Annotated in this window: 22 protein-coding genes; 4 read left to right on the plus strand and 18 right to left on the minus strand. The window is 49.3% G+C overall.

Annotation, left to right across the window (positions count from 1 at the left end):
- Positions 1-256: 256 nt before the first annotated feature.
- Positions 257-2989 carry an aconitate hydratase AcnA gene (acnA, locus tag ADS79_RS31910; protein ID WP_049742523.1) on the plus strand — a complete coding sequence of 911 codons (2733 nt, stop codon included), beginning with the start codon at positions 257-259 and terminating at the stop codon, positions 2987-2989.
- A 223-nt stretch (positions 2990-3212) separates the two neighbouring features.
- Here the strand turns inward: acnA and ADS79_RS31915 are convergent, their stop codons facing one another.
- The 4 genes from ADS79_RS31915 to ADS79_RS31930 form a co-directional block, all read right to left on the minus strand.
- On the minus strand, positions 3213-5060 hold the full coding sequence (locus ADS79_RS31915) for an ABC transporter ATP-binding protein (RefSeq protein ID WP_049742797.1): 1848 nt from the start codon (positions 5058-5060) through the stop codon (positions 3213-3215).
- 59 nt (positions 5061-5119) lie between these two features.
- Positions 5120-6850, minus strand: coding sequence for an ABC transporter ATP-binding protein (locus ADS79_RS31920; RefSeq protein WP_049742524.1), 1731 nt, complete (start codon positions 6848-6850; stop codon positions 5120-5122).
- A gap of 139 nt (positions 6851-6989) precedes the next feature.
- The gene (locus tag ADS79_RS31925; RefSeq protein ID WP_049742525.1) at positions 6990-7577 is read right to left on the minus strand and encodes an NAD(P)H-dependent oxidoreductase; all 588 of its coding nucleotides are present in this window, start codon (positions 7575-7577) and stop codon (positions 6990-6992) included.
- Positions 7578-7639: 62 nt separating this feature from the next.
- Positions 7640-8293 (minus strand): TetR/AcrR family transcriptional regulator, encoded by a 654-nt coding sequence (locus ADS79_RS31930; protein ID WP_084766170.1) that lies wholly within the window; start codon positions 8291-8293, stop codon positions 7640-7642.
- A gap of 253 nt (positions 8294-8546) precedes the next feature.
- On the opposite strand from ADS79_RS31930, the gene ADS79_RS31935 reads away from it, so the two are divergent.
- Positions 8547-8873: a DUF3892 domain-containing protein gene (locus tag ADS79_RS31935; protein ID WP_049742526.1), complete on the plus strand. Its 327-nt coding sequence runs from the start codon at positions 8547-8549 to the stop codon at positions 8871-8873.
- A gap of 50 nt (positions 8874-8923) precedes the next feature.
- On the opposite strand, the gene ADS79_RS31940 is transcribed toward ADS79_RS31935, so the two are convergent.
- Together ADS79_RS31940 and ADS79_RS31945 are read right to left on the minus strand one after the other, a co-directional pair.
- Positions 8924-9397 carry a DUF4188 domain-containing protein gene (locus ADS79_RS31940; RefSeq protein ID WP_049742527.1) on the minus strand — a complete coding sequence of 158 codons (474 nt, stop codon included), beginning with the start codon at positions 9395-9397 and terminating at the stop codon, positions 8924-8926.
- 9 nt (positions 9398-9406) lie between these two features.
- A complete protein-coding gene (locus ADS79_RS31945; RefSeq protein ID WP_049742528.1) occupies positions 9407-10042 on the minus strand; it encodes a TetR/AcrR family transcriptional regulator in 636 nt (211 codons plus the stop codon).
- Positions 10043-10204: 162 nt separating this feature from the next.
- Here ADS79_RS31945 and ADS79_RS31950 point away from each other — a divergent pair, with 162 nt between their 5' ends.
- Entirely contained in the window at positions 10205-11371 is a 1167-nt protein-coding gene (locus tag ADS79_RS31950) for a glycosyltransferase family protein (RefSeq protein WP_049742529.1), read from the plus strand.
- 20 nt (positions 11372-11391) lie between these two features.
- On the opposite strand, the gene ADS79_RS31955 is transcribed toward ADS79_RS31950, so the two are convergent.
- The 12 genes from ADS79_RS31955 to ADS79_RS32010 all read right to left on the minus strand — a co-directional run bounded on the left by ADS79_RS31955 (position 11392) and on the right by ADS79_RS32010 (position 24615).
- Complete coding sequence (locus tag ADS79_RS31955) at positions 11392-12135, minus strand: IclR family transcriptional regulator (RefSeq protein WP_049742530.1); 744 nt, start codon at positions 12133-12135, stop codon at positions 11392-11394.
- A gap of 312 nt (positions 12136-12447) precedes the next feature.
- The gene (locus ADS79_RS31960; RefSeq protein ID WP_049742531.1) at positions 12448-13272 is read right to left on the minus strand and encodes an aldo/keto reductase; all 825 of its coding nucleotides are present in this window, start codon (positions 13270-13272) and stop codon (positions 12448-12450) included.
- A 118-nt stretch (positions 13273-13390) separates the two neighbouring features.
- Entirely contained in the window at positions 13391-14029 is a 639-nt protein-coding gene (locus ADS79_RS31965; protein ID WP_049742532.1) for a pyridoxamine 5'-phosphate oxidase family protein, read from the minus strand.
- Between the two features lie 63 nt (positions 14030-14092).
- Positions 14093-14971, minus strand: coding sequence for a pentapeptide repeat-containing protein (locus ADS79_RS31970; protein ID WP_049742533.1), 879 nt, complete (start codon positions 14969-14971; stop codon positions 14093-14095).
- A gap of 134 nt (positions 14972-15105) precedes the next feature.
- Complete coding sequence (locus tag ADS79_RS31975; RefSeq protein WP_049742534.1) at positions 15106-16137, minus strand: agmatinase family protein; 1032 nt, start codon at positions 16135-16137, stop codon at positions 15106-15108.
- Positions 16134-17405, minus strand: a complete 1272-nt coding sequence (hutI, locus tag ADS79_RS31980; RefSeq protein WP_174769609.1) for an imidazolonepropionase — start codon at positions 17403-17405, stop codon at positions 16134-16136. The genes ADS79_RS31975 and hutI overlap by 4 nt, the downstream gene beginning before the upstream one ends.
- An 8-nt stretch (positions 17406-17413) precedes the next feature.
- Positions 17414-19084, minus strand: coding sequence for a urocanate hydratase (gene hutU, locus ADS79_RS31985; RefSeq protein WP_049742799.1), 1671 nt, complete (start codon positions 19082-19084; stop codon positions 17414-17416).
- Between the two features lie 164 nt (positions 19085-19248).
- The gene (locus ADS79_RS31990) at positions 19249-20745 is read right to left on the minus strand and encodes a response regulator transcription factor (protein WP_049742536.1); all 1497 of its coding nucleotides are present in this window, start codon (positions 20743-20745) and stop codon (positions 19249-19251) included.
- Between the two features lie 107 nt (positions 20746-20852).
- A complete protein-coding gene (lepB, locus tag ADS79_RS31995; protein ID WP_084766171.1) occupies positions 20853-21410 on the minus strand; it encodes a signal peptidase I in 558 nt (185 codons plus the stop codon).
- Between the two features lie 116 nt (positions 21411-21526).
- Positions 21527-23317: a sigma-54-dependent Fis family transcriptional regulator gene (locus ADS79_RS32000; protein ID WP_049742538.1), complete on the minus strand. Its 1791-nt coding sequence runs from the start codon at positions 23315-23317 to the stop codon at positions 21527-21529.
- 66 nt (positions 23318-23383) lie between these two features.
- Positions 23384-23797, minus strand: coding sequence for a VOC family protein (locus ADS79_RS32005; protein ID WP_049742539.1), 414 nt, complete (start codon positions 23795-23797; stop codon positions 23384-23386).
- Positions 23798-23880: 83 nt separating this feature from the next.
- Positions 23881-24615, minus strand: a complete 735-nt coding sequence (locus ADS79_RS32010) for a sigma-70 family RNA polymerase sigma factor (RefSeq protein WP_049742540.1) — start codon at positions 24613-24615, stop codon at positions 23881-23883.
- Positions 24616-24827: 212 nt separating this feature from the next.
- On the opposite strand from ADS79_RS32010, the gene ADS79_RS32015 reads away from it, so the two are divergent.
- Entirely contained in the window at positions 24828-25490 is a 663-nt protein-coding gene (locus ADS79_RS32015) for a CPBP family intramembrane glutamic endopeptidase (protein ID WP_049742541.1), read from the plus strand.
- Positions 25491-25545 lie beyond the last annotated feature (55 nt).

A 25545-nucleotide genomic window follows, 5' to 3' on the forward strand; every position in this document is an offset into this window, starting at 1 on the left:
TTCTTCCTGCTAATGAAACGATACCGTATGAATGTAAACGAAATATAAACGGGATAATACAGGAAGTCTGGAAATTTTCCTTTCCTTTTTGCAGGAAAATGGCTTCGGCGTTTTTTCTTCCGTGATTTTGTATAGAAATGATGAATTTGGGGTAGAAGACGAGAAACAAATCGAGTATAATAGGGTCGTGATGAAGAAGAAACGAAACTATGTTTCATCTGATGAAACTCCAAGTAACAATAGGGAGGTTGTATACATGGCTAACAAAGATGCTTACAAAGTAAAATCTTCCCTGCAGGTAGGCGACAAGTCTTTCGCGTTTTATCGCCTGCAAGGATTGGAAGAACAAGGACTTGGTGATGTTTCCAAGCTTCCATTCTCCATTAAAGTTCTGCTTGAGGCTGCTGTACGTCAATTCGACGGACGCGCGATCACAAAAGAACACGTACAACAACTCGCGACTTGGACAAAAGGCCGCGACGAAAACCAAGAAGTACCTCTCATGCCAGCTCGTATCGTACTGCAAGACTTCACCGGTGTACCGGCTGTAGTTGACCTCGCTGCGATGCGTATCGCGATGAAGCGTGCTGGTGGAGATCCTAAACGAATCAACCCACTCGTACCAGTAGACCTCGTTATCGACCACTCCGTCATGGTAGATGATTTCGGTAACGCATCTGCTCTGGACAACAACATGAAATTGGAATTCGAACGCAACCAAGAGCGCTACCGCTTCCTGCGTTGGGCACAAACTGCGTTTGACAATTTCCGTGCGGTTCCTCCGGCAACTGGTATCGTTCACCAAGTTAACCTGGAGTACCTCGCAACTGTAATCGCTACTCGTGAAGTAGACGGCGAGCTCGTAGCTTTCCCTGACTCTCTCGTAGGTACTGACTCCCACACCACTATGATCAACGGTCTTGGTGTTCTTGGATGGGGTGTTGGTGGTATCGAGGCAGAAGCTGGAATGCTCGGCCAACCTCTGTACTTCGTAACTCCAGAAGTTGTTGGTTTCAAACTGACTGGCACTCTGAGTGCTGGTGCAACTGCAACCGACCTCGCTCTGACTGTTACGCAAATGCTGCGTAAAAAAGGCGTTGTAGGTAAATTCGTTGAGTTCTACGGACCTGGCTTGTCCAACATCTCGCTGGCTGACCGCGCAACCGTAGCCAACATGGCACCTGAATACGGCGCTACTATGGGCTTCTTCCCAGTAGACTCCGAAACGCTTAACTATATGCGTCAAACTGGTCGCGAAGAAGACCTCATCTCCCTGGTTGAAACTTACACCAAAGCACAAGGTCTCTTCCGTACAGACGATACGCCAGACCCAGTATTCTCCGAAACATTGGAACTGGATCTGTCCACTGTAGTACCAAGCTTGGCTGGTCCAAAACGCCCACAAGACCGCGTAGAACTGACTGCTATGAAGGAATCCTTCAATAACAGCCTCGTTACGCCAATCGACAAAGGCGGTTTTGGTCTCTCCGAAGAGAAAATCGCAGCTTCTGCAGATGTAACGTATGCAAACGGTGAAAAAGCTACACTAAAAACTGGTGCGGTTGTTATCGCAGCGATCACTTCCTGTACCAATACATCAAACCCTAGCGTAATGCTGGGTGCAGGTATCCTGGCGAAAAAGGCTGTGGAAAAAGGCCTGACAAAACCTGCTTTCGTAAAAAGCTCTCTGGCTCCAGGTTCCCGCGTAGTTACGCAATACCTGACTGACGCTGGTCTGATCGACTCCTTGAACGCTATCGGCTTCAACGTAGTTGGTTATGGTTGCACCACTTGCATCGGTAACTCTGGTCCATTGCCAGAAGAAACCAGCAAAGCAATCGCTGACGAAGACCTGACTGTTGCAGCTGTACTTTCCGGTAACCGTAACTTTGAAGGCCGTATCCATGCACAGGTAAAAGCGAACTACCTCGCTTCTCCTCCATTGGTTATCGCTTATGCACTGGCGGGTACTGTAGATATCGACCTGACTACAGAACCAATCGGTACTGGCAAAGACGGTCAGCCTGTATTCTTGAAAGACATCTGGCCATCTCCACAAGAGATTTCTGCGGCAATGGGTAAAGCAATGAACCCTGACTTGTTCCGCGCTGAGTACGGCCAAGTGTTCACACAAAACGATGCTTGGAACAAAATCGATGTTCCAACTGGCGATCTGTACGAGTGGGATGAAAAATCCACGTACATCCAAGAACCGCCATTCTTTAAAGACCTGGCTGGTGAAATCGCAGCGATCGCAGACATCAAAGCAGCGAACACCATCGCACTGTTTGGTGACTCTGTGACAACTGACCACATCTCCCCAGCTGGTAACATCGCACCAACCAGCCCTGCAGGTCTGTATCTGCAAGCGAACGGCGTAGAGCGCAAAGACTTCAACTCCTACGGTGCTCGTCGTGGTAGCCATGATGTTATGATGCGCGGTACATTTGCGAACATCCGTATCCGCAACCAAGTGGCTCCTGGCACTGAGGGTGGCGTAACCAAATACTTGCCAACTGACGAAGTAATGTCCATCTACGATGCTTCCATGAAGTATCAAGCAGACGGTACGCCACTCGTTGTATTGGCTGGTAAAGAGTACGGTACTGGTTCTTCCCGTGACTGGGCAGCAAAAGGTACTTTCCTCCTCGGCATCAAAGCGGTTATTGCTGAGAGCTTCGAGCGTATCCACCGTGCTAACCTTGTTGGTATGGGCGTTCTGCCTCTGCAATTCGCTGATGGCCAAAGCTGGAAGTCCCTTGGCATCGATGGAACTGAGTCCTTCAGCATTCTGGGTCTCTCCGACGATGTTCAACCTGGCCAACGCGTAAAAGTACAAGCAACCAAGAAAGATGGCAGCACTTCCGAATTCGAAGTAATCGTGCGCCTCGACTCCATGGTAGACGTAGACTACTACCGCAATGGTGGTATTCTCCAAACTGTTCTTCGCCAACTGCTGGACGAAGGCAAACCAGTTACAACAAAGTAAGAGATTGAAATAAGTTCATAGCAGCACCCACCCAACGAAAAGGGCAGTCTTTCGAGAAATCGGTAGGCTGCCCTTTTTCTATTTCTTTCTGGACGACACGGTAAGGCCCACCTACGAAATCATTTATCCATAAAAAGCGCCAAAGCAAAAACCACCCTTTATTACTAAGGGTGGTTTTGTCTTAAAAGCAGCTTTGATTTGGATCCTTTGCAGCTTTGTCTGGTCAGCTCACTTGCTGACTCGTACTTCCCTCGGAAAATTGACTGTTATACAAATCTGCGTAGAAGCCGCCTTGCTCCAGCAGCTCTTCATGATTGCCCTGCTCAATAACCGTTCCTTGATTCATGACCAGAATCAGATCCGCGTCACGAATGGTAGAAAGTCGGTGGGCGATGACAAAGGATGTTCTACCCTCCATCAGTCCCGTCATTGCTTTTTGGATCAAAAGCTCTGTCCGCGTGTCTACACTGCTTGTTGCCTCGTCAAGAATCAAAATCGTCGGATCAGCCAAAAAGGCGCGGGCAATTGTCAAAAGCTGCTTCTGACCTTGTGAAATATTCGATGCCTCTTCATTCAATATCGTTTCATAGCCTTCTGGCAGAGTCCGTACGAAGTGATCTGCATGCGCTGCACGAGACGCCTGCATAATCTCCTCATCACTCGCTCCAGCCCTGCCGTAAGCGATATTTTCTTTGATCGTGCCGTTGAACAGCCATGTGTCCTGCAGAACCATCCCAAATTTATTTCTCAGCTCGCTGCGCGGCAGCTCGCGTATATTGGTTCCATCAATCGTGATTCGGCCCTCTCCAATCTCGTAAAACCGCATAAGCAGGTTGACGAGGGTCGTTTTTCCGGCTCCTGTTGGTCCAACAATGGCTACCGTCATTCCGGGCTTCACATCGATATTCATGTTTTGAATGAGTGGCTCGTTTTCTTTGTAGCCAAAGGAAACATTTTCAAATCGCACATGCCCTGCAAGCCCCTCAGCAGTAGCAGAAGTGGAATCCGCATCCACATCTGTAGACTCTTCCGGCTCATCGAGTATTTCGAAGACTCGCTCTGCTGCTACGAGGGTGGACTGAATGATGTTTGCGATATTCGCTGTTTGCGTAATCGGCTGGGAAAACTGCTGGGCGTATTGGATAAAAGCCTGCACATCCCCGATCAAAATGCTGCCACGGGTAACGAGCACACCACCAACCACACAGACGAGCACAAAGCCGATATTGCCGACAAACATCATGAGCGGCATCATGATTCCAGAAATGAACTGCGCCTTCCAGCCAGAGTTGTACAGCTTTTCATTGATCGCTTCGAACTTCTCAATGGCCTGCTCTTCACGCCCGAACGCTTTTACGATCTTGTGCCCGGTGTACATTTCTTCGACGTGACCATTCATCTCGCCGATGGCTTGCTGTTGTCCTTTAAAATGCGGCATGGAGCGAGCTGCTACCTGCTTGATAACGACGAAGCTAAGCGGCAAGGTTACCATCAAAATGACTGTCATGAGTGGACTGATGGTCAGCATCATGACGATGACACCCACCAGAGTAATTACCGAGGTAATCATTTGCGTCAAGCTTTGCTGCAAGGTACCGCTAATCGTATCCACGTCATTGACTACACGGCTCATGACTTCCCCATGTGTTCGTCCGTCAAAATATTTGAGTGGAAGTCTGGCCAGCTTCTCATTCGCTTCCTTGCGCAGTGCATAGACCGTCTTCTGCGCAATTCCTGCCATTAAATACTGCTGCACATAGGCAAACAAGGAGGAAAAGAGATAGAGCCCAATCAAGGTCAGAATAATTTGCCAAACGGCACCAAAATCAAACGCTGCCCCTGGCACTCCCTTTAATTTCTCCATGAAGCCTTCAAAAATAGTCGTCGTGGCGTTCCCCAGCAATTTCGGACTGAGAATGCCAAAAACTGTACTGAGTGCGGCTGCTAGGAAAACAATCGTTAGCCGAAAGCGATACGGCTTCAAATAGCTAAGCAGACGTCGCAATGTTCCCTTGAAATTTTTTGCCTTTTGTCCAGGCATCGTCATCATTCCAGGTCCGCCAAAACCCATCGGTCTTTGCGCCCCAGGTCCTCCACCAGGTCCATGAGGTGTACGCTGCTGCTGCTTACTCATGCGATTTCCTCCTCCGTCAGCTGGGATTTGACGATCTCTTTGTAGACGTCACAGGTATCCATTAATTCATGGTGAGTGCCTTTGCCTACAATCTCGCCTTCCTCCAGCACGATAATCTGATCCGCATCCATGACGGTATTCACGCGCTGGGCAACGATGATGACGGTCGCTTCTTCTGTCTCGTTCTTTAGAGCTGCCCGCAGCTTGGCATCTGTTTTGAAATCCAGAGCAGAAAAGCTGTCATCAAAGACGTAAATCTCCGGCTTTCGAATGAGCGCTCGTGCAATGGACAGTCTTTGCTTTTGCCCACCTGACAGGTTTGCTCCTCCTTGCGCCAGCACCGTTTGGAGTCCGTCCTTCATCGTGGCGACAAAATCGGAAGCCTGCGCGGTCTGTAGTGCCTGCTCGACCTCCTCGTCCGTCGCTCCTTCATTGCCATAACGAATATTGTCTGCGATCGTTCCCGTGAAGAGCAGCGCCTTCTGCGGGACAAAGCCAATGATTGCGCGGAGCACATTTTGCGGCAGGTCACGCACATCCGTGTTCCCGATACGGACACTTCCACTTTCGACATCATAAAAGCGCGGGATCAAGCTGATGAGTGTAGACTTTCCTGAGCCCGTACCACCAATAATCGCCGTTACCTGGCCGGGCTTCGCTGTGAACGAAACGGAAGACAAGGCTGGCTTCTCTGCACCCGGGTAGCGGAATGTCACCTGATCAAAAATGACTTCTCCTGCCTCCCTGGCTTTTTTTGCTTCTGCCTGTTCCTTATCCAGGATGACAGGGTCTGTCGCCAGCACTTCATGAATACGCAGCGACGAAGCAGAAGCCCTCGGCACCATACTGAACATCATGGAAGCCATCATCAGCGAGAATAAAATTTGCATCGCATACTGTAAAAAGGCCATCAGATCACCGACCTGCATATGTCCGGTACTGATGCGCAGGCCGCCAAACCAGATGATCGCAATCGAGGTCACGTTCATCATCAGCATCATGATTGGCATCATCGCCGCCATGATCTGATTCGCTTTGATCGCAGTCGCCGTGAGGTCTTGATTGGCCTGATCAAAGCGTGCACGCTCATGCTCGGTTCGATTAAAGGCACGAACGACACGGATTCCGGTCAAATATTCGCGCAACACCAGATTCAAACGGTCGATCTTGGTTTGCATCGTCTTGAAATAAGGAATCCCTTTGGACCCGATCAAATAAATCGCCAAAGCTAGGATCGGGATCGCCCCAATAATGACAAGAGACAGCTTGGCATCCTTAGATACCGCCATGATAATCCCACCGATACACATCATCGGTGCCATGACCATCATTCTCAGCATCATGTTAAGCACTTGCTGGACTTGCGTAATGTCATTCGTCGTACGAGTAATGAGGGAAGCCGTGCTGAGCTTGTCAAACTCCTGCAAAGAAAAACGCTCGATATGACGAAAAACACTGCTGCGCAGCCGCATCCCGAAGCCTGAAGCTGCACGAGACGCCAGATAGCTGGCACAGACTGACAAGATGGCACCAACTGCAGATACAAGGAGCATGAATCCGCCAATCCTCCATATATAAGCAGTGTCCTCCTTGACGATTCCTTCGTTGACGATATCTGACATCAACGTAGGCAGATACAGATTGGCAATCGATTGAAGCAGCACAAATACCATGGTCATGATGACCATATACCGGTAAGGCCGCAAAAAACGCAGTAATCGTAACACAAGAATCACCCTCCGGTACGGATTGGACTATGGGAACAAATTTTAACTGATCCATTCCTCCAGAGCAAGTGGTAGCCATCATTTTCCTACCTTCGTTCCAAGACAGCCTGAAACTTCGCCACTGAAGGGCCAACAGTGATTACCCGTTCATTTTTTGCTTCATCTCCGCAAGCATTCGTCGCCGGGCAATGCGAGGATCGAGCTCCGGATTCACTATGTGCTGAATGTACTGTCTGGCGCTGATCTCGATTTGCTCCTCGGTAGCCTGAACGGCTCCATAAAAGGTGAAGTGAGGCAGCATCGTCATTCCGACCTGATTGGCAAAAGCTTGCAAGGGACGTGTCAATTCACTGATCGTGTAGCCAATCAATCCGCCCGCTTGATATGTTTCATGCGCACCTCCGATTGAGATGGCGAGCAGCAGCTCTTTTCCTGCTACCGCCTTTCCACCAGATCCAAACAACCAGGCTGTCGTGAACACTTCATCTAGCCATTGCTTCAACAAAGATGGTGTTCCATACCACTGAAACGGGAATTGCAGCACAACCCGCTCATGATCAGCTAGCAGCGTTTGCTCATAAGGGACGTCTATTGCTTTATCAGCGTATGAGGCATACAATTCATGCACCATGACATGCTCAGGTTGCTTCAATAATTCCACAGCCCACCGTTTGTTGACGCGTGATTGCTGCAACTGAGGATGGGCAACGATAACTAATGTCTTCATATGAAACTCAGCTCCTTTTTATTTTTGACTGACACGAAAGTCAATTTTAAAATCAAAAAAAATTACTCTGGTCTAATGACAAATAATGCCGACTCGATCACTTGCTCAAACAGCTCCTTGAGCTGCTCGTTGATCTCCTGAGCTGTCGCCCCTTGGTCAGCGAGGTCTTGCTTTGTCTGGTCTAAATAATTCATTCCCTGCGATACGGCACCCCAAAATTGCATGGCCATCAGACTCGCCTCTCCAGTACGGATCGTTTTTTGCTCCATGCCTTTCTCAACGGCTTGTGTCATCGGCTGCAGGAAGGTCTTTACCCATTTGAACGGAGAAAATTGCTCCGCTGTATACAAATAGTGTACATCCAGGCTGATTCGCGTGAAAAAGCGAGACACTGCAGGCTCTTCCAATACTTGCCGGCAAACAATTCGTGCATACGTATGGAACAGATCAAATGCGGAGCCCTCTTGCTCGAAATGCGTTTTCGTAAATTGTTGGGTCTTTTCCATCACATACTCGAAAAGCTCACGAAATAAGGTCTGCTTGTTTTTAAAATAGTGATAGACCAGCCCGCGCGCCAGACCAGCCCTCTCTGCGATCTCCCCAATCTCTGATGCAGCGTATCCTTTCTCTGCATAAACGTGAATCGCCGCCTGCAAAATTTCCTGTGTCCGCTGCTTACGGATCTCTTCATTTTGTTCTTTGGTACGTGGTGACATGATCAAGCCCTCATTTTTCATTGACATTCGTGTTAATAAGAAAACCTCTATCGAGGCTTCTTTAAGGAGGTGCGACCGCGTTTTAGCGGAAAGTTTCCATGCGCTCCAGAATTCATAAGCGTCGCGATTATAATTTCTTATACGTTCAAAAAGATACATGCAAATGGAACCTTTTGTCAACAACACATTTCCCGAAAACGAATACATGTTCTCCCCTTCTTTTAGGCAACCTTATAAAAGAGGAGGGATTGCTATGAAGGAACAAAGCTTTGAAGAGATTTATGCCGCCTACAAAAATGCTGGCGAAGAGCAAGCCATAGAGGATAACGATGGTTCCACCACCTTACCCGATGCTTCCGGCAAAGAACAAATTGTCGCCGTCCGAAAAAATGACGATGGAGATTTGATCGCATTCAAAACCAGCGCGGGACGTGAGCTTGATTACGTCACTGCCCTTCAGGATGCAAAAGCAGGCAAGCTGGCACATGTGGACGTCTTTCATAAATACGGGCGTGATATTTTGCGCAGCGAGCCTGATGGCATCAAGGAAAACAATCTGGATAACCTGCCAACCTTTTAAAGTGGAAAGCAAATACCCCGCCTTGCGGATAAACAAGGTGGGGTTGATTTTTATGCATTGGTTAATCGTTGACGCGCTGATTCCCGCTTTCCTGTGGCAGGAACGAGCGTGCCGACCTTCCCTAAACCAAACGCAGGCATATTGACATACACATTCTCGTATTTCCCTGCTTCCACCAGGTAGGTCTCGTGAAAAATGCCCACGCTACCATCTGAGCCTATTGCCTGATTAAACTTTCGCCAGGCAGTCAAATGCTTGTGGCTGTTTCGCGCATATTGCTCCAGATGCTCGTAGGAACGCCAATATTGAATCTGCGTGATCGTCCGCATGTTGATGCTCCCGCTATCTCCCAAAAACCCAATCTCGGGGTTCTGATACAGCTCTTGCAGCATTCCCCCCATCGCATTTGCTACTGGAACCCATTTGTGTATAGCAAGCAAGCGATTGATGCGCATCCCGATAATAAAGACGACGAATGATTCGTCCATCTGGGCAGTAAATCTTCCCGGCATGATTTTTGACATAGCTGTCACCTACTTTAACAAGGATTTGAGATGCATTTCGTAAAAAGCCATAAAATCACTGGCACGAAACAAATGAGCAGACAAATACGCACCGTAGAACATGGAGAACAGTAAGATGACAGCTTCCTCGTCACTTATGCGCGGCGAAAGATCTCCATCCTCCCGTGCCTCCATCACTGATTGTTTAAAAATGTCATGGAGCGAAACCTTGGCGATCTCCACCCTGTTCGCTTCATGTGGAAAAAGCAAGTACAGCTCAGCTTCTGACAATGTCGGTATCCAAGGATGCATCTTCTGTTCAGATAAAAAGCTGATTAGACTCAGCATGATTCCGGGATACTTCTTTCCGTCCTCTGTCACTTTCGCAAAAATGTAACGGACTGCCGCTAGACCCCGCTTTGAGCTATTGGACAGCTCCACATAGCATTCCGCCTGCCAAATACTCATGAAGTAAATCAATAAATCCTCTTTTTGCGGAAAAAATTTAAAGAAAGTGACCTTGGATACTTCTGCATGCTGACATATATCTTCGACAAGCACACTCCGAAAAGTACCCTCCCCGATGCGTTCGAGGCACCCTTCCAGAAGAGCCAGCTTCGTTTTTGCTTTTTTCTTTTCGCGTAATGAAATAGTTTCTGACGTCATGACCTTTTTCCTTTCGTTGGGTTCCCCTTGAATTAATAATAGTAAATAAATTAACCTTAGTAAAGTATTTTATTTGAGTTCGTTTTTAATTTCTTGATTTCAAGTAGCCTTTGACGCCCAACTCCATACGATAGTGAAGAGCCCTTCGAAGGAGAGAATCACATGAGAATTTGTTTTTTTTGCAATCTCATCGAATTCAAGCCAAAGGGGAATGTTCTGCAGTTTTTTATTCTGCTACGGGCACTTGATCGAAAAGTGGCACAACTGCCAGCACACGAGCGGGATCAATATTCGTTTGACTGCGTCCTCCCCTTCCAGTTCCGTAACGGAATGGGCGGCTTTACCTTTCAGCACGTCCGGTTTTACAGGTCCAATCACCCGATCGAGGATATCATCCGCCGTGATAAAAACAAAAATTACGATTTCATTTTTATTCGCGGACGCAATGAGGCGATCAAGCTTTTAGACCAAAAGCCTTCTCTTGGTTCGAAGCTGTTGTTTTTGGCCGTTCAATACAATTTGAACGATCCGTATATCATGGGCAGACTAAACCGCATCTTCAAGCATTCCCGGCTCGTGTTTTTCCAGACGGAGCCGAATGCCCAGCGCTATCGCACCTATCAGCTTCAGAGGGGGAATTACTCGAGTCAGGACCTCGACCGCAAAATTCAAGTCCTCCCCCAGTTTGTCGAACCACCGAGGGATTCTCTGTATGAGCGGCCTCAAGGCGAACCACTAGACCTGATTGTGGCAGGGGTCATCCGTCCCCGGTATGGGTTATCCGTCGCTACGAAGGCGATTCGCTTTATTCGTGAAAATCATCCACAGGCCAAGCTGCGTGTTCTGTATCCATCTATCGTCGGCAAATATAAAAAGCAGGCAAAGACGCTATTACGCAAGAGCGGCGTGGTAGATCACGGACAAAAGTCAATGTGGACGACCAAGAAGCTGATCCTGAAAAGCGGCATCGGTATCGCCTTGCTCTACGATAAAACGAGCGACCAAAACCCGTCCCATTCGTACTTGTCTCGCATACTGGAGTATATGGCCCTCGGTGTTCCCGTGCTGACTACCCGAACGATTGGCAATGTCGCATTGCTTGGTGAAAACTACCCGTTGTTTGTACTGGATGCCTACGATATTGCCGGACACTATGAAAAGCTGTGTAACCACACCTTCTATCAGGAAATGAGCCAGTACGTTTCCTCTCGCGGAGAACGCTTTCTCGCAGATCATGCCGTGCAATCGTTTTGGGCTACCGTGCAGGAGGAATTTTTGATCGGGCCACGAGCTACTGTACCACTAATAAATAAGCCAACACCCCCATAAGCAGGAGCGTTGGCTTGCTTCTATTTCATCATTTTTCCCATGCGATACGCTGCCTCCATGATGTAGGGCGCGTAGTCCTTCATTTTTTCCGGAGTGAGACGATTCGAAGGGCCCGAAGCTGCAATGGAGGCTACCAATTGTCCATTCCGGTTAAAAATGGGAGCGGCTACAGCTGCCGTCCCCAATTCCCTCTCCTCCACACTCGTTGCAAAGCCTTGCTGCTTGATTTGTACGAGCTGCTCCGCATAGACCTCTTTAATGACAAAATCAGGCCAGTCCGGGTCGTTCAACAGCTCTTGCAGGAAATAGGGCTCCGCATAGGCGACCAGCACCTTGCTGGATGCTCCTACCGCGAGTGGCATACGCGCACCAATGGGCGCCACTCTGCGAATAGGCTGTCTGCTCTGTACAGCCTGAATACGTATCCGCTCGCTTCCATCACGTACATACAGACTGATTGTTTCCTCTACCAAATCCCGTAGCCGTTCCATTTCAGGTAAAAGTAAAGTTGCCGGATCGTCGTTATGAGTCAGATTGGCCGACAGCTCCCATATCCGAAATCCCAAGCGATATTTCTCCGTTTCGATATCACGGATGAGAAAGCCTTTGTTTTCCAACGTTGCCAATAATCGATGCACTGTGCTTTTATGCAGGGAGAGTCGGCTGGAAATCTCACTTAGCCCTAAATCCGTGGAATCCGTAAAACAGAGCAGGATATCCAAAGCCCGTTCGACGGCTCGAACGTTTGCTTTTTGTTCTTCCATCTGTTATTGCACCTGCTTCCTAAATGAATCCGTCTGTTTCATCTGATGAAACAAATATGCTACTTTTCAGTATACGAAAAAATAAAGCATAGTAAAGAGCGAATCCGTCAGAGAATACAAATCCTGCCTATTTTTTTCTGAGGAGGACATTCCCGCAAGCGCCGAAACAATTAGGGTGTGCCCAGGCAAAAGAACGTAAATTGCTTCACATCACGATTGGGGGAATGACCTCAACTGTTTAGCCAGCCTATCAGTCGAAGAAAAAGGGGCGCCGACCAAATCGGCTTCCCCTTTCTCTTTCATCTGCTTTTCTTAGAAATCGAAATTGTCCGGGTCTGGTCCAATTCGTTTGTTTTGATTCAATGCGCTAATTTTTTCTACATCCTCTGCACTAAGCGAGAAGTCAAATACATCTGCGTTTTGACGAATACGCTCAGGTGTAATGGATTTTGGAATTGTTACTACCTGGTTTTCCAAATCCCAGCGAATGATGATTTGAGCTGGAGACTTGCCATATTTCTGTCCCAGTTCTACCAAAAGCGGATGGTCCAGATTGCCTTGCATCAACGGGCTCCAAGCTTCGAGCTGGATATGACGCTCCTTGCAATAGGCATGCAGCTCTTTTTGCGTCAGCATCGGGTGATATTCCACCTGATTGACCACTGGTGTAATCTCGCTGTTTTGACGCAATTCTTCCAAATGATGAATTTGGAAGTTGCTTACGCCGATCGCGCGTACGAATCCGTCACGATACAGTTTCTCCATTGCCTTCCACGTTTCTACAAACTTGCCTTTTACTGGCCAGTGCACGAGGTACAGGTCCAGAGTATCGAGCCCCAGCTTTTTCATACTGGTGTCAAAAGCCTTGAGAGTTGTCTCATAGCCTTGATCTGCATTCCACACCTTGGTCGTGATGAATAGCTCTTCGCGATCGATTCCGGATTGACGGATTCCTTCGGCTACGCCTTCTTCATTTCCGTAGACGGCCGCCGTGTCAACACTGCGGTAACCCGCTTCAATAGCAGAGCGAACTGCCAGTGTTTCGTTGCCTTCCTTTGCTTTCCAAACACCGAGGCCCAGCCAAGGCATTTTGACTCCGTTGTTCAATACCGAGCTATCTGTGATAGGTGTTGCCATCCGATCTCCTCCCGACTATCGCTGATTAATATGTACCGATTAAATTTTAGCATATTTGACCCAGTGTAGAAAACATGGCCGCGCTGTGCTTTTTGGCACAGACGCGGCACTTCCCACCCTAGTACAGACGTTTTGTATAGCTGTCCTGTAAGCCTTCTGCTACCTCTTTGGCGGTTACGCCTGGCAGCTTCACATGGTCTGCCAGGATTTGCGGCACATTTGGAGTCGTTCCTTCTTCTGGCCACGTGTCTGGCTTCCAAAGTCCAGAGCGCATGAATGCTTTGGCGCAATGCATGAAGCACTCCTCAACCTGTACTCCGATTCCGATTGTTGGTACTCTCCCTTTTACCGCCATCTTCTCCAGGAGCTCGGCATCCCGAATGATGCAGGCACGTCCATTGACTCGCAATGTTTCCTCCAGTGTCGGAATCATGAAAATAAGGCCGATCTGGGGATTCGCTAATATATTGGTAATCGAGTCCATGCGCTTGTTTCCTGGTCGCTCTGGGATGATGAGATGATGCTCGTCAACGATATGCACAAAGCCAGGAGCATCACCACGCGGGGAGGCATCGCATTTTCCATCTGCACTCGCTGTTGCAATAATGAGGAATGGCGCTTGTCCGATAAAATCGCGGACATGGCTATCAATCTGTGTGATCGCTTTGTTCTGGACGAGCTGGCTTGGTTCACCATACATTTCACGAAGCTCATTTTCTGACGAAATCACTTCGCGGAATATTCCGAAACCTGTCATGACAGACACCTCGATTTCTTGGGATCATAATCTTGATGTCATCATACCATATTTTTCAGTCCGTCACTGCCCTTTGGAAGACCAATGTGGCGGACGAGCAAGGGATGGTGGCAGCTTGGTGTCTGCATCTCCTTTTGCTGCATTGAGCTGCGCTTGGGTGAGAAACAGACTTCCCGTAAGGTCCGCCCCCCTGATGTCTGCATCCCGGAAATCTACGCCGATCAGATCCGCTACTCGCATGTCTGCTCCTCTGAGGTCGGCAGCAATCAGGTAGGCTCCTCGCAAATTGGCGTAGCGAAGGTCTGCCCCTTTGAGCCTCACCCCAATCAAATCAGCTCCACGACCATAGCTTTTCTGGCGGCCAAGTGGACCTTTATGCTGACGACGAGCTTCATCACGCACAAGCTCACTGGTTCGTAAAAGCAGAGCATTGACCTTTTGCCCGATTGCAGCCACGTCCACTTTTAACAGCGAAGCGGGGGGAAGCTGCGTGTATTGCTCCGTCTTGGCGAGTGCCTGGCTCAACTCATCGTGAATCTGACAGGCTGCCTCCCGCGCAAGCGCTTCGGACAAGTACCAGAGAAGCTCGTGAAGCTGCCACATGATCGGGAATACCTCGTACATCTGCTTCGCCGATCCTGGTGCCTGCCGCCAGTCTTGTCCTTCGTAAGTAACCTGTGATACCTTTTGCCCAGCACCAAAGCAATCATAAACCGTACAGCCTCGAAAGCCGATCTGTCGGAGTTTGGTATGCACACCACACCGGAAATCGTCTTGCAAGTTATGACAGGGCTGACCTCCAGCCTTATCGATCGCAAAATCTACAGAAGCGGCAAATGGCAGTGCGACACAGCACAAGCCAAAGCAATTCTCACAATCTGCCTGTAAATCGAGCCGGCTACTGCCGGAAAGCGGTCCTTTATTATCTCTATTTTGTCCCATACCGCGATCTCCTTTATGACAAAGATAGCATTCTCGTTCAAAGCTACCTTTTACAATTCCTGTATGGTATTACTGAATCATTCATTTGTCAATGGAGTCGGAAGTGAAACGGAAACGACAAAAAAGCTGCCCCTTTACAGGCAGCCTTTCGGATCATCGGGTTCCTTTTTATTGAGGTGCTGGTGATATCCGGTCAAAAAGGAGAGCATGACGTGCACAGCGGTTTTGACTGTTGCTTCTCGTTGATCCTTGAACGGATCGAGACAGACGATATCCATTGCTTTTACTTTGGAAAACAGACCTGCTGCATGCACAGCTTCGAACAATTCACCACTATGCATTCCGCCTGGAGTAGAAGCTGGCACCCCCGGTCCATAGCTGCAATCCAGTACATCCATATCAACCGTCAGGTAAATCGTATCTACCTGTTGTCCAAGAGCCACGAGTGCTTCTGCTACTGCTTCCCCGACACCTTTTTTCCGCGCCTGACGTAGCGTCGTATAGCGTACTCCCGTTTCATCCGCATACGTTTTCAGCGAGCGGGCATTGAAAAAGCCGTGCAAGCCGATGTTGTGAACATCCTCAGCTCGAATCGTCCCGCTCTCAATCAGATTGCGAATCGGAGTCCCGTTTGAAGGGCCATTGTCCGTCAAATCGCGCAGGTCAAAATGTGTGTCGAGCTGCAAAATGCCGATTCGCTGCTCGGGATGAGCATCCTTGTAGCCTTTGATCAGCACCGCTGTGATGGAATGATCGCCACCCATCATCAGCGGCAGCACCTCTGGATGATGCGTGCGCATCTGTACCATCGCTTCGCGGATGTTTCGATGGCACTGGGCAATATCCGTCACATGCTGGCGTACATCCCCCAGATCAAGCACACGCAGGTCAGACAAGTCTACATCGTGATCGAGATTATAGGTAGTGAAATACTTCCACGCTCGCCGCATCGCCTCTGGATTTTCACTTGCTGCTGAGGCCGAGATGGAGGATCGGGAAAGCGGCACGCCGAGAATCGCCACATCGTACGCAGACCAGTCTGTGCTAGCCGCGGTACTGACTTCCAGCGTAGTGATCCATTCGTTTACTTTTGGCTCAGCAGGAGCGTGGCTTCGATCCCATGCAAAGCTCGGAGGTTTTAACAATGGATATGGATAGCTGCTCACACCAAGCTCCCTCCTGCCACAACGATTGCCCCGTTTTTCACAACCGTGTCAACATGATTGATTCCATAGCGATATTGCAGCGTCATGAAGTCAGGAACATCAAAGATCGTAACATCCGCTTTTTTCCCTGCCTCAAGACTGCCGATTTCGTGGGCACGCCGGATCGCATGGGCCGCATTGATTGTAGCAGCTGTCAATACTTCCGCTGGTGTCATTCCCATTTTCAAGCAGCCCAAATTCATGATGAGCGGCAGTGAAACCGTCGGAGACGATCCAGGATTGCAATCGGTCGAGATTGCTACCGCTACACCCGCATCAATCATTTTTCGGCCATTCGCTGACTCTGCCATCAGGAAAAAGGCGGTCCCCGGCAGCAGCACAGCGATTACGCCTGCCTCCGCCATCAGCTGAATCCCGCGATCGGAGGCACGCAAGAGATGATCTGCTGATACTGCCCCAATTGCTGCTGCCAGCTCCGCTCCCTCATACGGCTCGATTTCGTCTGCGTGAATTTTCGGGAGCAGGCCATGCCTTGCACCTGCTTCCAGGATTCGTTTGGACTGCTCCGGCGTAAATACCCCGCGCTCACAAAATACGTCATTAAATTCTGCAAGCTTGCGCCTTGCCACCTCTGGAATCATTTCCTGAGTAACGAGCTCGACGAATGCCTCCGGGTCTTCACGATATTCCCGCGGGACGGCATGGGCACCCATGAAGGTGCTGATAATATCCATCGGATGTGACTCGTGCAGCTGTTTGGCTACCTCCAGCTGCTTGATTTCGTCCGCAAGAGTCAGCCCATACCCGCTTTTTGCCTCGACCGTTGTCACTCCATGCAACAGAAATTGATCCAATCGACGCTTGCTTTGGGCAAACAGCTCCTCGTGACTCGCTTCTCGGGTAGCTGCCGTCGTGGAATGAATTCCTCCGCCGTTGTTCATGATTTCCATATACGTAGCGCCATTTAGCCGCATGTTGAATTCATTTTGCCGGCTGCCCGCATGCACCAGATGTGTATGCGGATCAACCAGACCAGGAGTGACGAGCTTGCCTGCAGCATCGATGATTTGTGCCTCATGGGCGCGATGACCATACGCCTGCTCCAGCTCTTCATCCGTACCTACTCTCTGGATGACACCCGCTTCCAGCCAGATACTTCCGTCTTCTATAATGGTCAGCTCATTCATCCGATCGCCAACGACTGGCTCCTCTGACCCGCCAGCCAGTGTTGCAAGCTGGCTGGCATGGCGAATCCATACTGGTTTGATCATGGCTCTTACTCCTCCATCATTGGGATATGGACGCCTTTTTCCTTGGCTGTCTGAATAGCGAGGTCGTAGCCAGCATCTACATGACGAACAATCCCCATGCCTGGGTCCGTAGTCAAAACGCGCTCCAGTCGACGTGCCGCTTCTGGCGTACCATCTGCAACGATGACCATCCCCGCGTGCAAGGAGTAGCCCATTCCGACTCCGCCACCATGATGAACAGATACCCAGCTCGCTCCACCTACTGCATTGACCATTGCATTGAGGATTGGCCAGTCGGCAACCGCATCACTTCCATCCTTCATTGCTTCGGTTTCCCGATTCGGCGATGCGACAGACCCGGAGTCGAGATGATCGCGTCCGATCACAATCGGTGCTTTCAGTTCGCCACGCGCCACCATGTCATTGATGATCTGACCAAAGCGTGCCCGCTCTCCATAGCCTAACCAGCATATGCGCGAAGGCAGTCCCTGGAACTGAATGCGTTCTTGTGCCATGCGAATCCAGTTGCACAGATGGGTATTATAGGAAAACTCGCGAAGAATGACCTCATCCGTCTTGTAAATATCCTCAGGGTCGCCAGAGAGTGCTACCCAGCGGAATGGACCCTTGCCCTCGCAAAATTGCGGGCGAATATAGGCAGGAACAAAGCCCGGAAAACGAAATGCATCCTCTACCCCTTCGTTTTTCGCTACTTGGCGAATGTTGTTTCCGTAGTCAAAGGTAATCGCTCCTTTTTCTTGCAGAGCGAGCATGGCGCGAACGTGCTCAGCGATGCTTGCTTTGGATCGGATTACATACTCATTTGGATCACTGCTTCGCAGCTGTGTAGCTTCCTCAAGGCTCATGCCAATCGGAATATATCCGTTTAGCGGATCATGTGAGGAGGTTTGATCTGTCAGAACATCCGGGATAAAATTACGTGCCAGCATCTCTTTCAATACGTCCGCCGCATTCCCTAAGAGACCGATGGAGATGCCTTTCTTCTCACGCTTTGCTGCTTCTGCCAGGCGAATTGCTTCATCCAGACTTTCTGTCATCTCATCCAAATATTTCGTATCCAATCGACGCTGAATTCGTGTGCGATCTACCTCGATATTGATGCTCACGCCGCCATTGAGAGATACGGCAAGTGGTTGTGCTCCACCCATTCCTCCCAAACCGGCTGTAACGGTGATCGTTCCTGCGAGCGTGCCTTCAAAATGCTGTCTGGCACATTCAGCAAATGTTTCATACGTTCCTTGTACAATGCCTTGGCTGCCAATATAAATCCAGCTTCCTGCGGTCATTTGTCCGTACATCATCAGCCCTTTTTTATCGAGCTCGTGGAAATGCTCCCAATTCGCCCACGCAGGAACGAGATTGGAGTTTGCCAAAAGCACACGTGGTGCATCTGTATGTGTTTTAAAAACAGCCACCGGCTTGCCGGATTGGATCAATAACGTCTCGTCGCTCTCTAAGTTTTTCAATGTTTCGACAATAGCATCGAAGCATTCCCAGTTACGTGCTGCTTTGCCGATTCCTCCATACACGACCAGGTCATCCGTTCGCTCTGCTACATCAGGATTCAGGTTATTTAACAGCATCCGCAATGCCGCTTCTTGTACCCAGCCTTTTGTATGTAGCTCGGTACCGGAATACGCTTGAATCATTTGCTGAATGGTTTGTGTCTTCGTCATGACTTCCACCTGCTTTTCTCCAGATTGAATCGCTTATAGATTCAGTATAGGAAAGCAAAAGCACACAAAAAAGGCACCACTCTTTCGATTTGGTGCCACTTTTTTCGGTCGAATTCGGATCAACTGATCGTCTCGCCGAAATTTTCTCTCTTTTTATTCGATAGTTATCTTTTCTTTTGATTTCGTAAAAGACGTGGAGTTGTACCCAGCTTTTCCTTGAAAATTTTGCTGAAATAATTGGCATTTACAAAGCCAGTCCGATGTGCGATCTCGCCAATGGATAAGGTTGTCTCCATCAGCAGGCGCTGTGCTTCCTTTACTCGCATGGCGGTCAGCAGCTGCCGGAATGATGTTCCTTGCTTCTGCGTGAATAATGTACTGAAATAAGCAGGGCTGCGATCAACATGACGGGCAACATCCTCCAGGCGCAGAGCAGCGTCCGTATAGCGCCTTTCCATGTAACGGATAGCCTGCTCGATGACATCTGCTCTGACCTCATCCCCCTGTTTTTGGACCAGATCCATCAGAGATTGAATAAACAACAAAAGGCAAGCGACAATCCGATACAGAATCGGTGAATACAAGATGGTCTCAAACACCCGATGGTACTCCTGCTCCAGTACTCCATGGTCCAATCCATGAGATTTCATGTAGCGACGTACCTGAGCCAAAATACTTGTCAAGCGAATCCGCAAAATGCCTGGATCGGGAAAGGGCGCCTCTTTGTAGGAAAAATGCTTGTACATCCACTGCTTCAGCTCTTCCTGATCGCTGCCATGCAGCATGTCTACCCACAGGCGCTGTTCAGATGGAGTCAAAAAAGGATCAATCGTAGTCCATTCAACATGATCGTCCACAATCCACAGCTGCCTGTACCCTTTAAAAAAGCGAATGGACAAAGCCTGGCTTGCGTCCTTATACGCTTCATGCAAGCTCTGCTCTCGCTGCCTGGAATCATACATGACCAGAAAAAGTGGGGAATCGCCCCCCCCTTCCCAATCCATCAACAGACGCTTGCCTGTCTGGTGCAAATGGGTCACTGACTCGGGATCGTCTAACGGAAACACACCTACGATTCCATCACTAAGTGGTAAAAGAATCGGCTTGTCACGAAACGGATAGTCTTCGAAAAAACGAAGCAGCTCCGGGTGACGCTTCGGGTCTTCCAATTGTGCGAGCATCATCGCGTAAGCATTCCCATGCATGGGGCGCGGAAAAAACAAATCCAGATACGAAACCTCTCTGAACAGTCCTGTCGAACCGCTCACCTCTTGATTGATCTGATTCCGAGAGATCCGTTCCTGACAGCAGCGAGTCAACACGCGTCTGATATACTCGGGGGTTTGAGGCTTGATCCATAAGTCGCGTGCATGCAGCTCGATTCCTTGCATCGCACGCTCAAACGTAGCTTCTGCCGTCGTGACCAGTACAGTCGGCTTGTACTGCTCCACCAGCAGCTTGAGTCGCTCCCATTGCCCCTTACCAATCATGTCCAATTCGAGACAGATCACTTCAGGTGTTTGCGACTCCATTAATTGGAATACTTCTGCCATCGTCCCCGCCGAAAGTACTTGTTTATACGGAATCGCACAGCTGGATACGAGCCAGCTCATTCCAGTACGTTCATTCGGATCTCGGTCTGCAATCATGATGCTGGGCATGGACAGCCCCTCCTTTTTCAATGGCAGAAGATTTAGACGACAAAAATTATCTCCCTCTGTAGAAACAAAGGTTGCCCGCAATTGGACAACCTTTGGTGTAAGGCTTTTTAAGATGTAAATGGATTTTCGATCATTGTGCCCATGATGTGATCTACCGGAATAAATCCGATTTCCCGCGAATCAGTACTGTGATTGCGATTATCTCCCATCACGAAAATATGGTTTTCGGGAACAGTCAGTTTTCCGTCTGCAACGAACTGCATGGCTTCCTTGATATACGGCTCATCCAGAGCAGTACCATTTCGGTATACTTTTTGATCCTTGAATTCCAGTACGTCTCCTGGTTTTCCGATGACACGCTTGACGTACATGGAGTGATCCTCTTGTGTTCCTGTCAACAGAGACACGAGCGGGTGACTGGTGAGGTCGTCCATAAAGGAGCGCTCTCTTTGTACGCGACTGTCAATGACAACGATATCCCCATAATTTGGAAGATAAGAAAACGTATGTGAAAGTTTTGACACGTAAATTCGCTGTTGATCCTGCAAGGTAGGGTCCATGGAATGACCATCAACCTTATATGGCTGGAACACAAAGATTCCTAGGACCAGGGCAAAAGCTACTGCAAAGGCAATTGAACGAACCCATCCCATAATCTCTTTCACTCTCATTCGACACTCCTCTCATAGCCTTCTTCCAAAAACCTTCCCACACATCATACCACAAACAATAGACAGAAGCCAAAAAGCCAGCCCCCGGGGAGCTGACCCTGCTCTCTGCCTTATTTAGACAGACCGTACTCTTTCATTTTGCGGAATAGGCTGGCGCGACTGATGCCGAGCAGCTCGGCAGCTTCTTCTTTTCGCCCTTTCCTAATCTGGACACGTAGTAATGCTTCCGCAATCGCGAGCCGCTCCATTTCTTTTAGCGAAAGCAGCCCTTCTCGTTGTCCTTCATGCCCGGATGAAGCTGACAGGGCGTCACGCTTCCTAGCTTTCACAATTGCGCCAGGCAAACTCGTCGCTTGGATGGAAGCTGCGGTTTCCATGTTGACTGCATACTCGATGACATTCGCCAGTTCGCGGACATTACCAGGCCAGTCATGATGAAACAAAAGTGCCTTTGTCTCTTGCGAAAATCCAACAATAGGCTTGCCTAATCGGGTCGCACACTCTATCAGACAACGATTTGCCAAGGTCAAAATATCCTCACGCCGATCTCTCAAGGACGGCAAATGAATCGGAATCACATGTAGACGATAAAACAAATCCATACGAAACAAGCCTTGAGTGACCCGCTCCGGCAAATCCAGATGGGTTGCCGCAATGATTCGAGCATGAACAGGAATCGCCTTGCCAGCTCCTCCTACACGCTGAACCTCTTTTTCCTGAAGAACGCGAAGCAGCTTTCCTTGCAAATGTAGCGGCATGTCGCCGATCTCATCCAAAAAGAGTGTGCCCGATCCAGCCAGCTCAAACAGGCCCTGCTTGCCTCCCTTTCGTGCACCGGTAAAAGAGCCTTCTTCGTACCCGAACAGCTCGCTTTCCAGCAACTGCTCAGGGATGGCGGTGCAATTGATGGAGATAAACGGCTGGGCATTTCGCTGGCTGGCTTGATGAATCGCTTTGGCAAACAGCTCTTTTCCCGTACCGCTCTCGCCTTGAAGCAATACAGTAGAATCGCTCTCCGCGACTCGCCTCGCCACGTCTTTGGCTCGCTGGATAGAAGGACTGCTTCCTACGATAACGGCAAAAGCATCCTCCCGCTCATAGCCGCCAACCTGCCTCGCGATTTCTACGACCTCCTCGACATCATCGAGGGTAATGACCCATTCCCGTATTTTTCCATCGAGCACGATCGGCTTGAGCGAAAACAAAAATTCCTTCGCCTCGTGCCCGATCTCCAGCACGACCTTTTTCGGATTCGCCTGCATTTGATCTGCTTCCCGGATCGCCGCAAGCCATGCTGTTATGTCGAGCGCGGCAAAGCAATCCTGTGCCCCAAGCTGTAGAAACTGGCGTGCCCTTTGATTGGCCTGAACGATTCGATCCCCCTGATCCACTGTGAGCATGGCTTTATCTAGGTCGTCCATGACGACACGCAGCTTTTCCAGCGCAAGCTGCTGCTCCACATACATGAGATGCTCCTTGAGCTTGATCGAGATCAGCTCAGCCATCTTTTGCAAAAAGTTCAGGATCGAGCTGACATCGGAGAACAGCCGCTCCCGTTGCTCCTGATCAAAAGCGAGCAGGCCTATGACACCCACCTTTTGTCCATCCAGCATAATCGGACAGCAGATTTCCCCCGTTTCCGCACAATTGCCAAAGTGGGCGCACGGCCGACAACGCTCATCTTCGCCGGGGCGTGTGATGACCACAGGTTGTCCCGCAAACAAGGAGGAACGATAGACGTGATCCTGACCCGCCATCGTGTGCAGTACGCCTGCCTGTGTTCGTCCTGTTCCAGCTATCCGCATCAAATCCGTGTCAGCAATTTCTACCTCTACGCGCAGAACGGATGCCACCGCCCACGCAATCTGCTGGACACTTTCCTGTATCTCGCGCAAGGACATGCGGATTCCCCTCTCTGTCGTATCTTCTGTCTTTATTATACCGTAGACGCGAGGAGAACCCAGAGATTACGCATTCGCTGCTTCGTCTTCCGCAGACGGCCAACCGCCCCACAGATTGGTCAGGTGCCCATCCGGATCACGAAGCGTAAAGCTGTAGCCACCACTCTTTTTGTAGCGCATCTCGCTCGTCTCAATTCCTTTGCTGCGCAGGTCTTCATGCACAGCATGAATCTGATCTACCTGCAGAGAGATGATTGGTTGCATCTCCCCAGCCATATTGCTGAAATCCAGGCGGGGAACACTCGGGCTCTGTACCAGTCCAAGTCCTACTCCTCCAATATTCAGCCATGCCTCATGATCTCCCGGTGTATACTCAAAGGTAAACGGAACACCCAGTACTTCCCGGTACCACTTCACCGATACCTCCAAACTTTTGACTGGCACTTGAATCACAGCGAAATGACGTACGAATGTGCTCATAGCACTCACTCCTTTTTATGTGGGTGAACCACTTTTGGACTTTCTCTTTCCTAAACGTAAAAGTGAGGCAAAAAGAAACGGGGTCATGGCCATTCCTGAAAAAAAGTAATCAAATGACCATCTGGGTCTCGCACGGAAAAAAACAGCTTGTCCGCACGAACAGAAACTTTCTCGATACGCACGCCATGCTCCGCAAATTGCAAATACGTATCGCAAAGGGCGTACGGATCACCCGCGCGAAAAGCTGCCAAAAATTGCTCGAAGTCTTCTTTTGTTACAAGCGCTGCCGCGGCCTGCCTTTTTCTTAAGTCACCATCAGAATCGTCTCTGTCGCCTCTCGCTTGACTGGCTAACGATTGCAACCGATGGCGCGCCCTTTTTACTCCTTCCTTTACCGCCCCGACAGTCATGTTCAGCAGCCTCGCCGTTTCGGGTGCCGTAAAGGAGAAAATATCGATCAAAAGAATCAATACCATCTGCCGTGCATTCAAACGATTCGCCAGCTGTTCAAAATTTTCTCGAATCGTAAATGGATCATCTGGAACGGACTTTTGTAAATGGAGAGCTTCATCGAACACCTCGCCCCGCCTATTTGTCTGTTTTTTGCGACAATGATCGATCCACGCATTGGTGGCGATCTGTTTGAGATAGGCTTTGCTCAGCTCTCGTTCGGGCTGTTGTTGAATCGATCGGTACGCCTTGGTCAGTGTATCCTGCAGCAAGTCCTCCGCATCCCACTCGTGTTTGGCAAGCAGGAAACAATGCTTTCGAACGTCCGCCAGAAAAGGCTCCATGCGTGAAAAGGATGTGGTGCTCATCAAATCCCTCCGAAGCTGCCTGAAATACACATTTATTGTAAATTTTTTACTGATTTTTCGTCAATGCGAAAATCCTTGCTTCTTCTGCTCTCTCCCTCTCACACATTTTCGACCAGAAGGTACCAGACAAAATTGGTACTGCACTCCTCCCACACTTCCCGCTACGATGTGAATAGATAGTCATACCTATTTGATGAACTGGCGGCGATTTCATGTTGATGACTCTGTTTTTGCTCGTTCCGACGCTGCTCATTTTTCTCGGTCTGCAAATCATTGGCAGTGTTCCTGTTACGTTTCTACTATTTTACAGCTGGCTTTTATTGGCTCCTGTGACGGATTTTCTTATTGTGAAAAAGGCTACCCGCCGACAGACACTTCATGCGCTTGGCTTATCCTTTTCGCGGAAAAATGTTTGGACTGGCTTGGTCACGGGAGCTATTTTTTTGCTCGCCATCCTAGGCGGGGGTTATTTCTCTCATACGGCACTCTTTGATCGAAACGATCTGACAGAGCTGCTTGCAAGCTGGAATTTTACAGGTGCACACATCGGAGGTTTGATCCTGATCCTGATGGTGGTCAATCCGATACTGGAAGAAGTATATTGGCGCGGCTATATGCATGAAAAGCTGGCGAAGCACTATAGACCCGTAACCGTCATCGTCGTGACGGCTGTCTTTTACAGCCTCTATCATTTCCTTTCCGTCATACCGCTTTTTGCATGGCCGTACAATATTGTGATGGTCGTGCCCGTGTTTTTGGCCAGGGTAATTTGGGGGTACATGCGTCATCGGCAGCACTCGCTGTTTGGCTCGATCATAAGTCACATTCTAGCTGACATCGGGATTATGGGCATCTATCTCTTGTTTTTGACGTAAGAAAGCCTGCCTTTGAAAAAGGATTGCGGTGCTTATCCTGCTACCGCATCGCTCT

It is taken from the genome of Brevibacillus reuszeri, from assembly GCF_001187725.1.
Taxonomy (GTDB): Bacteria; Bacillota; Bacilli; order Brevibacillales; family Brevibacillaceae; genus Brevibacillus; species Brevibacillus reuszeri.